The organism is Chryseobacterium sp. MMS23-Vi53 (genome assembly GCF_047651245.1).
Classification (GTDB): domain Bacteria; phylum Bacteroidota; class Bacteroidia; order Flavobacteriales; family Weeksellaceae; genus Chryseobacterium.
On sequence record NZ_CP180265.1, the window covers coordinates 4,475,918 to 4,490,473 of the forward strand.

General features: G+C 35.2%; 15 protein-coding genes. 12 read left to right on the forward strand and 3 right to left on the reverse strand.

What is annotated here, in order from left to right; genetic code table 11:
- Positions 1-174: 174 nt before the first annotated feature.
- A complete protein-coding gene (gene argH, locus ACKX2A_RS19905) occupies positions 175-1,479 on the forward strand; it encodes an argininosuccinate lyase (protein ID WP_415326759.1) in 1,305 nt (434 codons plus the stop codon).
- A gap of 167 nt (positions 1,480-1,646) precedes the next feature.
- Here argH and ACKX2A_RS19910 read toward each other — a convergent pair whose 3' ends face one another.
- Positions 1,647-2,108 (reverse strand): Lrp/AsnC family transcriptional regulator, encoded by a 462-nt coding sequence (locus tag ACKX2A_RS19910; RefSeq protein WP_415326760.1) that lies wholly within the window; start codon positions 2,106-2,108, stop codon positions 1,647-1,649.
- 246 nt (positions 2,109-2,354) lie between these two features.
- On the opposite strand from ACKX2A_RS19910, the gene ACKX2A_RS19915 reads away from it, so the two are divergent.
- The 10 genes from ACKX2A_RS19915 (at position 2,355) to ACKX2A_RS19960 (ending at position 11,783) form a co-directional block, all read left to right on the forward strand.
- On the forward strand, positions 2,355-3,245 hold the full coding sequence (locus ACKX2A_RS19915; protein ID WP_415326761.1) for an aspartate carbamoyltransferase catalytic subunit: 891 nt from the start codon (positions 2,355-2,357) through the stop codon (positions 3,243-3,245).
- A gap of 243 nt (positions 3,246-3,488) precedes the next feature.
- A complete protein-coding gene (locus tag ACKX2A_RS19920; RefSeq protein WP_415326762.1) occupies positions 3,489-4,562 on the forward strand; it encodes a carbamoyl phosphate synthase small subunit in 1,074 nt (357 codons plus the stop codon).
- Positions 4,563-4,781: 219 nt separating this feature from the next.
- Positions 4,782-7,961, forward strand: a complete 3,180-nt coding sequence (gene carB / locus ACKX2A_RS19925) for a carbamoyl-phosphate synthase large subunit (protein WP_415326763.1) — start codon at positions 4,782-4,784, stop codon at positions 7,959-7,961.
- Positions 7,962-8,081: 120 nt separating this feature from the next.
- The gene (locus tag ACKX2A_RS19930) at positions 8,082-8,579 is read left to right on the forward strand and encodes a hypothetical protein (protein ID WP_415326765.1); all 498 of its coding nucleotides are present in this window, start codon (positions 8,082-8,084) and stop codon (positions 8,577-8,579) included.
- A gap of 254 nt (positions 8,580-8,833) precedes the next feature.
- Entirely contained in the window at positions 8,834-9,343 is a 510-nt protein-coding gene (locus ACKX2A_RS19935) for a methylated-DNA--[protein]-cysteine S-methyltransferase (RefSeq protein ID WP_415326767.1), read from the forward strand.
- A 28-nt stretch (positions 9,344-9,371) separates the two neighbouring features.
- Positions 9,372-9,977, forward strand: a complete 606-nt coding sequence (locus tag ACKX2A_RS19940; RefSeq protein WP_415326769.1) for a DUF2911 domain-containing protein — start codon at positions 9,372-9,374, stop codon at positions 9,975-9,977.
- A 3-nt stretch (positions 9,978-9,980) separates the two neighbouring features.
- On the forward strand, positions 9,981-10,508 hold the full coding sequence (locus ACKX2A_RS19945) for a GNAT family N-acetyltransferase (RefSeq protein WP_415326770.1): 528 nt from the start codon (positions 9,981-9,983) through the stop codon (positions 10,506-10,508).
- Between the two features lie 156 nt (positions 10,509-10,664).
- On the forward strand, positions 10,665-11,033 hold the full coding sequence (locus ACKX2A_RS19950; protein ID WP_415326772.1) for a cupin domain-containing protein: 369 nt from the start codon (positions 10,665-10,667) through the stop codon (positions 11,031-11,033).
- A gap of 2 nt (positions 11,034-11,035) precedes the next feature.
- Positions 11,036-11,266, forward strand: a complete 231-nt coding sequence (locus ACKX2A_RS19955; protein ID WP_415326774.1) for a hypothetical protein — start codon at positions 11,036-11,038, stop codon at positions 11,264-11,266.
- Between the two features lie 139 nt (positions 11,267-11,405).
- Positions 11,406-11,783 (forward strand): PEGA domain-containing protein, encoded by a 378-nt coding sequence (locus ACKX2A_RS19960; protein ID WP_415326776.1) that lies wholly within the window; start codon positions 11,406-11,408, stop codon positions 11,781-11,783.
- Between the two features lie 66 nt (positions 11,784-11,849).
- On the opposite strand, the gene ACKX2A_RS19965 is transcribed toward ACKX2A_RS19960, so the two are convergent.
- Together ACKX2A_RS19965 and ACKX2A_RS19970 are read right to left on the reverse strand one after the other, a co-directional pair.
- Complete coding sequence (locus tag ACKX2A_RS19965) at positions 11,850-12,593, reverse strand: dienelactone hydrolase family protein (protein WP_415326779.1); 744 nt, start codon at positions 12,591-12,593, stop codon at positions 11,850-11,852.
- Positions 12,594-12,993: 400 nt separating this feature from the next.
- Positions 12,994-13,425 carry a type I restriction enzyme HsdR N-terminal domain-containing protein gene (locus ACKX2A_RS19970; RefSeq protein ID WP_415326781.1) on the reverse strand — a complete coding sequence of 144 codons (432 nt, stop codon included), beginning with the start codon at positions 13,423-13,425 and terminating at the stop codon, positions 12,994-12,996.
- Between the two features lie 7 nt (positions 13,426-13,432).
- Between ACKX2A_RS19970 and holA the strand changes: the two genes are divergently transcribed.
- Positions 13,433-14,470 (forward strand): DNA polymerase III subunit delta, encoded by a 1,038-nt coding sequence (gene holA / locus ACKX2A_RS19975; protein ID WP_415326783.1) that lies wholly within the window; start codon positions 13,433-13,435, stop codon positions 14,468-14,470.
- Positions 14,471-14,556 lie beyond the last annotated feature (86 nt).

Consider the following 14,556-nt stretch of genomic DNA (forward strand, 5'->3'; position numbering starts at 1 on the left):
TGTCATTCTGAAAGGAACGAAGTGGATTGAAGAATCTCCAGCGTTTTTAAAAGAGATTCCTCCTTCGTCGGAATGACAAAATTATATTTTAAATTAAATAAAAAGGAAGATAAAACAGTTGATGGTAAACTTCTATCCCTCACAGCTTCCATCTTCCAACAAAAAAGAAATTTTATGAAAAAAATATGGCAAAAAGATAATACTGCCACGAATATATTAGTCAATAAATTTACAGTCGGAAAAGATCTTGACTTTGATGAACGTCTGGCAAAATACGATGTCAAGGGTTCAATGGCGCACTGTAAAATGTTGGCAGAAGTTGGAATTATTTCCCATGATGAATCAGAAAAGATGTTGTCTGTTTTGGCAGGAATTTTAGAAGATATCGAAAACGGAACTTTTGAAATTGATAAAAGTGCGGAAGATATTCACTCTCAGGTTGAATCTATTTTAATTGAAAAATTAGGGGATACCGGAAAGAAAATACATACGGCAAGATCTCGTAACGATCAGGTTTTATTAGATATTAAACTGTATTTAGTTGATGAAATCCGTGAAATTACAGCTTTAACAGATAAATTCTTTCAAATATTAATCAAACTGGCAGAACAGCACAAAAATGTTTTGCTTCCGGGATATACCCATTTACAGATTGCGATGCCATCCTCATTTGGATTATGGTTTGGTGCGTATGCAGAAGCGTTGTTGGATGATGTTGAACAATTGTTTTCAGTAAAAAATATCATTAATAAAAATCCACTGGGTTCGGCGGCAGGTTATGGTTCATCTTTTCCGATCGATCGTGAAAGTACGACGTATAATTTAGGATTTCAGTCTATGAATTATAATTCAGTTTATGCTCAAATGACACGTGGAAAATCAGAGAAAATGTTGTCAATGGCAATGGCGACTTTGGCGGGAACATTGGGTAAATTTTCTTATGATGTGTGTCTATATTTGAGTCAGAATTTTGATTTTATAAGCTTTCCTAAAGAATTTACAACGGGAAGCAGCATTATGCCTCACAAGAAAAATCCGGATATCTTCGAACTGGTTCGCGCGCGTTGCAACAGAATTCAATCGTTGCCGAATGAGTTTATTTTGTTGACCAATAATCTACCTTCTGGCTATCACCGAGATATGCAGTTGACAAAGGAAATTCTTTTCCCTGCAATCGATTCGTTAAAAGAATGTCTGGAAATTTTAAATTACACCTTGCCAAACATTCAGGTAAAAGACGGCATTTTGGAAGATGAAAAGTATAAATATCTTTTCAGCGTAGAGAAAATTAATGAAGAAGTAAAAAATGGAAGTTCATTCCGCGATGCGTATGTAAAAGTAGGGCAGGAGATTGAAAATAATGAGTTTGATTTTGAAATTGAAAACTTAAATCATACCCATCAGGGAAGTATTGGGAATCTTTGTTTGGATAAAATTGAATATCAATTTAATAAACTGAAAAATAAATTATTAGGTTGAATTTAAACAGGAGAATTGTTTAGATTTGATGATGAGATGCTTCGACAGGCTCAGCATGACACCGCTACAAATGAATCGTTAATAAAAACAGTTAATATTAGAAATGTCATGCTGAGCCTGTCGAAGCATCTAGATTATAAAGGGAAAGTTTTAGTTTAAATATAATTTTAATCCAAATCAATCTTAAACTTAGTAGATTTTTTTACCTCGTGAAGCACGATAGAACTATGATATTGTCCGATATTAGGAATATTTGAAATAACGTTCACGGCAAATTCATTGTAAGAATTGATATCCTTTGCAATGATCTTCAACATATAGTCGTATTCACCGGAAAGACTGATGATTTCCTGAACTTCATCGTGTTTACCAACATTTTTCTCGAATGTTTCCAATACTTTTTGAGATTGTTCTTTTAGACGAACGTTGCAGTACACGACAATATTTAACCCTAATTTTTCACGGTTTAAAAGTCCGACATACTTCTCAATAATTCCTTGCTTCTCCAGTTGTTTGATGCGTTCATACGTCGGAGTAAAGGTAAGCCCGATCTTTTCTGAAATTTCTTTCACCGATAAGGTCGAGTCTTCCTGAATAATACTGAGAATCATTTTGTCTTTTAAATCCATATAATAGAAGGGTTGAGTTTTAACAAAAATAGTATTTAAAAATTAAAATATAGTATGATTAATTTTTTTTAATCTAAATCGGTTTTAGATTTTGTTGGTTTATGAAATTGTTGTATCTTTGCACCTAATGAATAACACAGTATTTATATCATTAGAATTACCGGGCGTAGACGCCCTTTACGATATTTATTTATATTAAGCGAAGATATTTTCTTCGCTTTTTTTTTGTAAAAAATTAAAGAAATTATGTTTACGATTACAGAACTAAGCACCGAGAGAATCAACAGTATAGTAACAGAAGCACTGGCTTTTGCCAACGGAAAAACTGCTAAAATTGAAGGAGAAGTTTTTTGCTCAAATCTTTTCTTCGAAGACAGTACGAGAACAAAAACAAGTTTTGATATTGCCGAAAGAAAATTGGGTTTACAGGTCGTTTCTTTCGATGCTTCTCATAGTTCAGTAAACAAAGGGGAAAGTCTTTATGACACGGTAAAAACCATCGAGAGTCTTGGAGTAAATCTTGTGGTAATAAGAGATAAGAAAGACAGATATTTTGATGAGTTAGAGAATATTAAAATTCCTGTAATCAACGGTGGAGACGGAATAGGAAACCACCCTTCTCAATGTATGCTGGATTTAATGACAATCTATCAGGAATTCGGAAAATTTGAGGGCTTAAAGGTAGGAATTGTAGGAGACGTGAAACACAGCCGAGTTGCCAATTCAAACGCAGAAGCCTTGAGGAGATTAGGCGCAAAAGTATATTTCTCAGGACCTGAACAATGGTTTGATGAGGGCGCTCTAATTAATGGAACATATTTAAATGTTGATCAATTAATTGCTGAGGTTGATGTTTTGATGCTATTGAGAATCCAACACGAAAGACACGATGCAAAAATGAGCTTCTCAGCTTCAGAATACCACAGAAAATATGGTTTGACGAAAGAAAGAGAAAAAGCAATGAAGAAAGAAGCCATCATCATGCACCCAGCTCCCATCAACAGAGGAGTTGAAATTGATACCGACTTGGTAGAATGCGAACGCTCAAGAGTTTTCAAACAAATGCAGAACGGTGTTTTCGCAAGAATGGCAATCTTAAAAGAAGCCTTAGAGAAAGAAGGATATACTTTTAAATAAAAAGAGCCAATCTAAAAGAAATAAGTAAAAAGTTGGTGAGCCCCGAAGGGACGAAATATCAATAGCCACAGGTGAAATCCGTGGAAAACAAAAAAAGATAAAGATTATCCAAGCCCCAGAAGGGCGATCTATTAATAGCCATGGGTGAAACCCATGGAACAAAGATAAAGATTAAAAGAGCTCCGTAGGAGCGATCTGTTAATGAAGATCAATAAAATAAATAATAAGAGATAAAAGTTTAAAATGAAGAAAAAGTTAATACTGGAGTCCGGTGAAGTTTTTCATGGAGAAGGTTTCGGAGCAGAATTGGAAACAGCGGGAGAAGTGGTTTTCAATACCGGAATGACAGGGTATCAGGAACTGATTTCTGACCCGTCTTACTGCGGTCAGATTGTGTGTATGACCTATCCATTAATCGGAAACTATGGGATTAATAGAGATGATTATGAGAGTATCGAACCGGCTATCAAAGGTCTTATCGTAAAAGAACTTTGTGATTTGCCTTCAAATTTCCGTACTCAGATTACTTTAGATGAATTATTTAAAAAGAAAAACCTTTCAGGGATTTCAGGAATCGACACCAGAAGACTGACAAGAATTCTTCGTAACCACGGAGTTGTGAAAGGTAAAATCGTAAACGCTGATGCAGACGAAAGTGCAGTGGTTGCAGAATTAAAATCAACAAACTTCCCAACAAACCAAGTGGAGCAGGTTTCTACAAAAACACCTTACGCAAATCCGGGAAGAGGGTTGAAAGTAGTATTGGTAGATTTTGGTTCTAAATTAGGAATTATCAGAGAATTATCTCAAAGAAACTGCGATATCACGGTAGTTTCTCAGGATGTGACGGCAGAAGAAATTTTACTGATGAATCCGGACGGAGTAATGTTGTCAAACGGTCCTGGAGATCCTGAAGATAACCAACAAGCTCTTGAAATGATTAACGGAATTCTAGGAAAAGTTCCCATTTTCGGAATCTGTTTAGGGCACCAATTGATCGGTTTGGCTTGTGGAGCAAAAACGTTCAAATTAAAATTCGGACACAGAGGAGGAAATCACCCGGTGTTGGATTTAGAGAAAAACAAAGTGGCCATCACTTCTCAGAACCACGGGTATGCAGTTGATCAGGAAAGTTTAAAAGGAACAGATTTAATTGAAACGCACATCGCATTGAACGACAGAACAAACGAAGGTCTGAAACATAAAATTCACCCTTGTTTCTCTGTTCAGTATCACCCGGAAGCTAGTCCAGGTCCAGAAGATGCGAACTATTTATTTGATGAGTTTATCCAGTTAATGGAAGATTTTAAAAAGTAGAAGATTAATTTGGGCAGCTTAATCCGCCTTCCGCTCCCAATCTTTTTTGCAGAACATTTCGGCTAAAATAGAAAAATCAGGATGGCAAAAAAGGATTTCCGCTCAAGTCGGGCTGCGTGCAATTCGCCGCTGAAATTTAAGTATCAGAATTCAACGAATCCGAAGGATTCAATATGAATAGCCGTGGGTGAAACCCATGGAATAATAAAAAAGAAAAAAATGAAAAGAAACGACATAAAAACAATTTTAGTAATCGGTTCAGGTCCAATCATCATCGGTCAGGCGGCGGAATTTGATTACGCAGGAACGCAGGCTTGTCTGTCTTTAAAAGAAGAAGGCTACAAGGTAATTTTGATCAACTCAAACCCTGCAACGATTATGACGGATGTTGAAATCGCAGATAAAGTATATATCGAGCCGATTTCGCTTCAGTTTGTAAGTCATATCATCAGAAAAGAGCGTCCGGATGCGCTTTTACCAACTTTGGGTGGACAAACAGGCCTGAATATGGCGGTAGAATTGGAAAAATCAGGAATTCTTGAAGAATGTAAAGTAGAAGTTTTAGGAACAAAACTTTCAGCGATCAACAGAGCGGAAGACAGAGATTTGTTCCGTGAATTGATGAGAGAATTAAACGAACCTGTTCCGGAATCTGATATCGTAAATACGGTAGAAGGAGCTTTAAATTTTGCTAACGAAATCGGTTATCCTGTAATTGTTCGTCCTGCCTTCACAATGGGAGGAACAGGTGGTGGAATCGCTGCTACTGAAGCTGAACTGAAAGAAATCGCCGAATTAGGATTAAAACACAGTCCTGTTACACAGTGTTTGATCGAAAGATCAATCGCAGGTTTCAAAGAAATTGAATACGAAGTAATGCGTGATGCAAACGACAACGCAATTGTGGTTTGTAACATGGAAAATATAGATCCGGTTGGAGTTCACACAGGAGATTCAATCGTTGTGGCACCTTCTCAAACGCTTTCTGACAGAGAATATCAGATGTTGAGAAATGCTTCACTGAAAATTATCAGAGCTTTAGGAATTGAAGGTGGATGTAACGTACAGTTGGCTTTAGATCCGCATTCATTCAACTATTATATCATCGAGGTGAACCCTAGAGTTTCCCGTTCATCAGCTTTAGCATCAAAGGCAACTGGTTATCCGATTGCTAAAATTGCTGCAAAAATCGCAGTAGGATTAACACTTGATGAAATCATGAATCCTGTTACAGGAAAGACTTACGCTTGTTTCGAACCAGCTTTGGATTATGTGGTAACTAAATTTCCAAGATTCCCGTTCGATAAATTCGAAACTGCGGACAGAAGGTTATCAACTCAGATGAAAGCAACGGGTGAAGTAATGGCAATCGGAAGAAATTTCGAAGAATCTTTACAGAAAGCCATCCGTTCATTAGAAACGGGAATCAGACATATCGGTTTAAAAACTAAACAAGCTGCAGCTTTAACAGCTGAAGAAATCGAAAGAAGAATCAGAGTGTGTGATGACGAAAGATTATTCATCATTGGAGATGCCTTAAGAAGAGGATACGACTGGGAGCAAATTGTAGAATGGAGCAAAATTGATAAATTCTTCATCTGGAAAATCAAGAAATTAATTGATTTCGAAAAGACAATTGCTGAAAATAAATTCAACAAAGAAACTTTATTGGAAGCTAAAAAATTAGGTTTCGCAGATGTAAACATTGCAGTTCTTTGGAACGTAACGGAGCGTGAAGTTTTCAATTTCAGAAAAGAAAACGGATTAATGCCGGTTTACAAAATGGTAGACACATGTGCTGCGGAATTCGAATCTGAAACTCCATATTTCTACGGAACTTACGAAGAAGAAAACGAAAGTGTTGCTTCTGATAAAGAAAAAATTATCGTTCTGGGTTCTGGACCAATCAGAATCGGACAGGGAGTTGAGTTTGATTACGCAACAGTTCACTCAGTTTGGGCGATCAAAGAAATGGGCTATGAAGCGATCATCATCAACAACAACCCAGAAACAGTTTCTACAGACTTCTCAATTTCAGATAAATTATACTTCGAACCATTAACGGAAGAAGATGTAATGAACATCATCGAATTGGAAAAACCAAAAGGTGTAGTTGTACAGTTTGGTGGACAAACAGCGATCAACTTAGCCGATAAATTGGCAGCTCACGGAGTTCAGATTTTAGGAACTTCTCTTGAGGATCTTGATAGAGCTGAAAACAGAGATAAGTTTGAAAAAGCCCTTCAGGAAATGGGGATTCCTCAGCCTTTAGGAAAAACTTCAACTTCAAAAGAAGAAGCTATAAAAATCGCTAACGAAATCGGTTATCCTGTTCTGGTTCGTCCAAGCTACGTTTTAGGAGGTAGAGCTATGGAAATTGTGTACTCAGAAAGTGAATTGGCTCATTACATGGAGTTTGCGGTAGATGCAAGTCCGGAACACCCTGTTTTGGTTGACAGATACATGGTTGGAAAAGAAATCGAAGTTGATGCAATTTGCGACGGTGAAACGGTAATCATTCCTGGAATTATGGAGCACATCGAAAGAGCAGGAGTTCACTCTGGAGACTCAATTGCGGTGTATCCTCCACAGAATATTTCACAAAGCGAGGTTGAGACTTTGGTAGATTATACGCAAAGATTAGCAAAAGGATTGAATGTAGTTGGTTTAATGAACATTCAGTACGTACTTTTCGAAGGAAATGTATATGTAATCGAGGTAAATCCACGTTCATCGAGAACAGTTCCTTTCTTATCTAAAATCACGGATGTTCCAATGGCAAACTTGGCAACAAAAGCAATTTTAGGTCAAAAACTAACAGATTTAGGCTACAAAAACGGATTAGTTCCAAATAAAGAAGGGGTTTTCGTAAAAGTTCCTGTGTTCTCTTTCTCTAAATTAACGAAAGTTGACATCTCTTTAGGCCCTGAAATGAAGTCTACGGGAGAGGTTATGGGTAAAGATACAACTTTAGAAAAAGCGCTTTATAAAGGATTAGTTGCAGCAGGAAGAAAAGTTCCGATGCACGGTTCGATCTTGTTCACGGTAGCGGATAAGCACAAGCAGGAAGCGGCTGATTTGGCGGCGAGATTCCATGAAGTTGGTTTCAGAATCTGGGCAACAGAAGGAACTGCGAAATTCTTCGAAGAAAAAGGAATTCCTTGTAAAATAGGATATAAAATCGGAGAGGAAGATGTAAACTTAATCGATCTAATTCAGAAAGGAAAAGTTCAGTACGTTGTCAACACGACTACGAAAGGAAAACAAGCTGAAAGAGACGGTTTCCAGATCAGAAGAATGAGTGTGGAAAACGGTGTTCCTTGTTTAACATCAATGGATACGGTTGAAGCAATCCTGAAAGTAATCGAAAGCATGAGTTTCAAAATGGAAACGATGTAGTTTTCGGATTAAAATATTTTTAAAACCTCGTAAGTTTTCTTGCGAGGTTTTTTTGGTTCTTAAGGCAAAAAATACATAATTTAGAAGCTGATAATCAATCACATCAAATTAATAACAACCATGACAGAATATCTTGCGAAATCAACCAATTCTTTACTATTCGAAATAACAAAAGACGAAAAATTCATTGGAAAACTGACGTATAAGAGTTGGTTCAAGTTTGACGCAGAAATTGAATTATTAAACTCGAGATATCAAATACAACCTAAGGGTTTTTGGGGAACAACAATTGAGCTCAAGGACGGTGAAACGGTGCTTTTGAAATTCAGGATGAACTGGAACGGAGAGATTGTGATTCAGACGAATTTTAATGAAATAAAGAATGGTTATGTATTTAAGTATAAAGGCATTTTTAAAGAATCTTTTATATTGACCGATCAAGAAGGAACCGAGCTGTTGATCATGAAACCGCATTTAAAATGGAATCTCATGAATTATGAATATCAGATCACCACGACAGATTCTTTTGAAGGAATTCATGAAAAAGAAATTTTACTAATGATTGCTCTGCATTGCGCCAATTATTATATGTCGATGATGATGTCTATGGTTATTTAGTGATAATAGATTTCATATTATCGCTCTTTAAAATATTTATTGACTTAATTAATTTATCGTAATTTAGATATTAATTCAAAAAATCTAAAGTTTTTACGATGATATTATTGTGTTTTTGTAATTCTAAAAAGTATTTTTTCCTGAGCTTTTCTGACAAAAGAAATTATTGATAAAGAAAATGCTAATATTGACTTTTTGTTTTTAATCTTTAAATTGCCTTTTTTAGAGATAATCATTTATTACGTTTAAAATTAATGACAATACACCAAACATTAATACAAACTCCGCTCGGAGAAATGGTTGCCTGTGCGATAGACGAAGGAATTTGTCTATTAGAATTTACTGACCGAAAAAATATCGAAAAACAATTTAAATCTTTATCTAATAATTTAAATTGCGAAATTGTTGAAAAAGACCATCATCATTTCAAGCAATTAGAACAAGAGTTAAAAGAATATTTCGAAGGAAGAAGAAAAACTTTTGATGTTCCTTTACATATCATCGGAACAGAATTTCAGCAAAAAGTCTGGCAATTATTGAGAGAAATTCCGTCAGGCGAAATCAGAACTTACAAGCAACAAGCGGAAATTTTAGGAAATTTAAAAGCAATCCGTGCCGTTGGAACTGCAAACGGAATCAATAAGATAGCGATTTTAATTCCCTGTCATCGAGTGATTGGTTCAAACGGCGAACTGATAGGCTATGCCGGAGGAATCTGGAGAAAACAAAAATTATTGGAATTGGAGAAGGCTATTCTGTTTTGATTTTGTAATTTTAAGCAAAAATTTACACGTGAAAAAGTTATTATTTGCAGTTTGCATATCAGCTTCAGTTTTCAGCTTTGCTCAAGATTATTCGGTACCGGCAGCGAGCCCGCGTCAGAAAGTAGAGCAGCAGTTTTCAATGTCTAAAATCACAATTGACTACGGAAGACCGGGCGTGAAAGGGCGTAAAATCTTCGGAGAATTGGTTCCTTACGGGCAAGTTTGGAGAGCAGGAGCAAACTCATCTACAAAAATTACATTTGGACAATCTATAAATTTTGGTGGAAAAATAGTTCCTGCAGGAACTTACGGACTTTTCATCGTTCCGACTGAAAAAGAATGGAAAGTAATCTTAAACAAAGACTTCCAACAGTGGGGCGCTTATACATATGACGCAAAACAGGATGTTGTAGATGTTACGGTTCCTGTTAACAAATTGGCGGACAAGCAAGAATGGTTCGAAATTACTTTGAATCCAACTGGCGAAAATACAGGAAATTTAGTTATCAAATGGGATACAGCTCAAGCTGAGGTTGCTTTAAAGCCTTCAAGTCCGGATGCTGTGACTAAGATTGCTGACAAATTAAAGGAAATCAAAAAAATTGAATCTGATGCTGCAAAATCAAAAAGCTAAGCAATGAACTTTTCTATTCAGACTATTTTAGAAAATCAAGAATATAAATTAATCCCCTTACAGCAAGGGGATTTTGAGTCTTTATACGAAGTGGCATCCGATCCTAAAGTTTGGGAGCAGCATCCTAACAAAGATCGTTACCAACGAGAAGTTTTCGAAAACTTTTTTAAAGGTGCAATTGAAAGTAAAGGTGCTTTTAAAATCGTTGAAAAAGCAACTGGAGATATTCTTGGAAGTTCCCGTTTTTATGATTTTGATGAAAATAAAAACAGTATTTTCATCGGATATACTTTTTACGGAACAAGATCTTGGGCGAAAGGAATTAATCCTCAGATAAAAAAATTGATGCTCAACTATATTTTCCAGTTTGTTGATACGGTTCACTTTCATATCGGAAAAGAAAATTACCGTTCGCAAATTGCACTGGAAAGGCTTGGCGGACAAAAAGTTGCGGAAGAAGAAGTTGCCTATTTTGGAGAACCAACGAGAACCAATTTTGTGTACGAAATCAAAAAAGAAAATCATTTTTAGTTTAAAATTTATCTAAATTAAAAACCTTGTGAACTTTTATAAGTGAAACGCCTTTGTGCAACTTAAAAGTGATTAGTAGTAAAAAAAATCTTTGCGTACTTTGCGTTAAAAAATTAATATTGAGATTAAATATCTAATTAATAAAACAACATTAATATGAAAAAATACAAAATTCAAAAATCTCCCTTTGTTGTTCCGACCACAGACGGAAAATTAATTGAAGAACATTGGGGAAATTCAACCCAAAATTCAAATATTTCAATTGCTCACATGGTTGCGCCACCGAATTGGAGCGAACCGCATCAAACTCCTGAATTTGATGAATTTACATTAATTATCTCAGGGAAGAAACAATTCGAAATCGACGGAGAGCTGGTGACTTTAGAAAAAGGTCAAAGCATTTTAATTGAAAAAGGTGCGAGAATTCGTTACAGTAATCCGTTTTCAGAACCTTGTGAATATATTGCAATTTGCCTTCCTGCGTTTTCTATGGATTTGGTGAACAGAGAAGAAGAAATAAATTAAATATGGCGTTACAAACTTGTCCTAAATGTAAAGAAAATTCATTTACTTGGTTTATCAACGGAAAGACTCATTTAACGAGTTGGAGCTGTTTTGACTGCGATTATGAAGCAAAAGAAAACGAAAATGATCGATGTGTCTGCGAAAATTGTGAGAATAAAACAAAAACGAAGCTGAAAGATAAAGAAAAAGAATATTGGTGGTGTTCTAATTGTAATAATATCAATGATTTATAAAAATAGTAAAGCGAGTTGAAGAATCTTTTTTCATATTAAGTTAAATTTCATTTACAAATAGTAGTGGTTACCTTTTTTCTTTAAATAATTTTTGTAAGTTCGCGCACTTAAAAATATGTAAAGAAATAAACTTTTAACTATGAAAAATAAGCTGTCAATCGTACTATTGGTTGGTATTACATTGTCAACAACTTCTTGTGCAACAATTTTTACAGGAACAAGAGATAAAATAACTTTCAACTCAACTCCGGAAGGAGCGAAAGTTTTTCACAAGAATGTTGAGAAATGTACAACGCCTTGTACAGTTGCTATTCCAAGATCATTGAGCAAACAAACCGTCACATTCCAAAAAGAAGGATTTAATGATAAAGAAGTAAAGTTGACGAAAAATTTTAATGCAGTAACTTTATTAAATATTATTCTTGGAGGAGCAATCGGAGTAGGAATTGATGCTGCAACAGGTTCTTTAACTAAGTATTCTCCAAAAGCTTACACGGTAGAATTAGAAGCAAAATAATCAAATAAAAATATAATGAAAAAGGATGTTGAAAATTTTCAGCATCCTTTTTTATTTTAGTGAAATTTATTTCAAAATCTCCTTCAAAAACATTAATGTATGATTCCAAGCTCTTTTTGCCATCACTTCATTATAATCCGGTGATTTCGGATCGGTAAAAGTATGCTTAGAATGCGCATAGGTAATGATTTGCCAGTCTGCATTTCCTTCATTCATCTCCTTGATCAGATTATTGTAATCATCCGGAGTTACACCTTGATCGTCCGCAGGATTTTCAACTAAAATTTTAGTAGAAATAGGTCCATTTACTCTGGTTCTATCTTTACCAATACTTCCATGAATTGAAACAACACCTAAAACAGGAAGATTTCCTCTCGCAGATTCCAATGCACCTGTTCCTCCAAAACAATATCCGATCACTGCAATTTTTTCAGGAATCGCACCATTTTTCTTTAATTGTTCTAAAGCCAACGAAATTCTTTTCTGATAAGCCTCGTAATTTTTTTTGTAATAACCTGAGTTTTTCGCAGCAGAATCCATGCTTGTAGGAATATTTCCTTCTCCATAAATATCTGCAATAAAAGCTATATAACCTTGTTTTTCAAGTTCTGCAGCAGCAGCTTTTGCTTCGTCATCAATTCCTTTCCAGGCTGGAAGAACCAACACTCCCGGAAGTTTTTTTCCGGTGTTTGACGTTACCAAACCATTGAGCTTTTGTGCTCCGTCCTGATAAGAAACTGTTTTTAGATTCTGACTGAAAATAGTTCCCGAAGTCATCAAAAACGCTGATAATAATATTGAACGTATCATATTTTGTAATTTAACTGTATTTAAAAATGTAATTAATTATTTTTATTTGGAGCTTTCTCCCGCTTTCCGCTGTATCTTTTTGGTTACGGTCTCCGCTTCGCTCCGACCGCAACCAAAAAGGATGTCGCTTCAATCGGGGCTAAGATTTTGTCGGACATTCAAATTATCACGATCAAATTGAGACTTTTTATTTCAAATCTAACACTTTATTTACCATAAAAATCGGGATGACAAACTTTACAGTTATTATTTTTATAAAGATTGCTTCATCGTTTCACTCCTTGCAATGACGAGAAAAAAATCCTCTATCGAAATTAATAAAAATAACTCAGAATGCGTATTAATAGAATATTATTTAAATTTTTTAAGAAAGTTTTAAATCTCAGTCTCAACCTCAATCTTAATTTGGTCTATAAAACTGATATTGTTCATTTTCATAATACGCATTGATATGCTGTAATCCATTTGTTAAAATAATTTCTTTTGCTCCGATTATCGAATTGTATCTTGCGGTTTGTTCAAACGTTTTCTCTGTCAATTTGATTTGCGGAGCTTTACATTCAATCAAAATAATGGGCTCTGTTTTTTCTGTTATTAAAAGGTCGATTCTCTTTGTTAAACCGTTTAAAATAATCTTTTTTTCTGTAATTAAAGCAGAGGTAGAGTAGGATTTCACCGTCAGATAATAGTGAATCCAGTGTTGGCGCACCCATTCTTCAGGAGTGAGCAAAAGGTAAGTTTTACGAACCAAATCATAAATAAAAAACTTATCTTTGTCTTTCTTGAATTTAAAATCAAAAGTTTCCTGAAAGTTCAGTTTTGGAAGTTCCATTTATAAGATGAAAGAATTAGATTTAATCCTCAAAAATATTAAAAATAAAGAAGTTTTACCGATTTATTTTTTCCACGGAGAAGAACCTTACTTTATAGATCTTGCTGTAAAAGCCCTAGAACATGACTTCTTAACCGAAGACGAAAAGGCTTTCAACCAAACGGTTGTGTACGGAAAAGATACGTCTTATCAGGAAGTTCTTTCGTTGGCGCGACAGTTTCCGATGATGGGCGATAAACAGGTAATCATCGTGAAAGAAGCGCAGGATTTGAGACTAGCCGAAAGTGAAAGCAACGCTTTGGAAACGTACATTCAGAATCCGGTTCCTTCAACGGTTTTGGTTTTTGCACACAAACACAAGAAATTAGACAGCCGAAAAAAGGTTGCAAAATCTTTAGATAAAATCAATGCCTTATTTTTAAGTGAATCAATAAAGGAAAATAATCTACCAAAATGGATTGCTGATGAATGTATTTCGTTAAAAATAAAAACAGCACCGAATATTTCTCATCTTTTAGCCGAATATCTAGGAAATGACCTTTCCAGAATCGCCAATGAATTGAATAAACTTAAAATTATTCTAAAAGAAGGCGAAGTTTTAGACGGAACTATCGTAGAAAATCATATCGGGATCAGTAAAGAATACAACGTTTTTGAGTTGCAAAAGGCTTTAGGAACAAAAAATGCGAATGCTGCATTTAAAATTGCTCATTTTATGGGGAAAAATCCTAAAAATAATCCGTTTGTGATGATGTTGGCGAGTTTGTATAATTATTTTTCCAATGTTATTATTTATAACACAATGGCTAATCAGCCGCCGCAGGTTATTGCTTCTCAGATGGGTGTAAACCCTTATTTTATAAAAGATTATGCTGAATCTGCAAGATTATATCCTTTAAAACATGCAACCAGAGTGATCTCTATTTTAAGAGAATTCGACATGAAAGGAAAAGGTTTGGGAGCCGTAAACATGAGTGAAGCGGAATTGATTAAGGAGCTGGTTTACAAGATTATCAACGTCGATAAAATTAAGATGAAAGTGTGATTTTGGTTGATTGTTGTTGGTTGTCAGTTGATTGTATTAGAGCATTACTCAGAACTATCAACCAGCAACCAAAAACTAGCAACTAC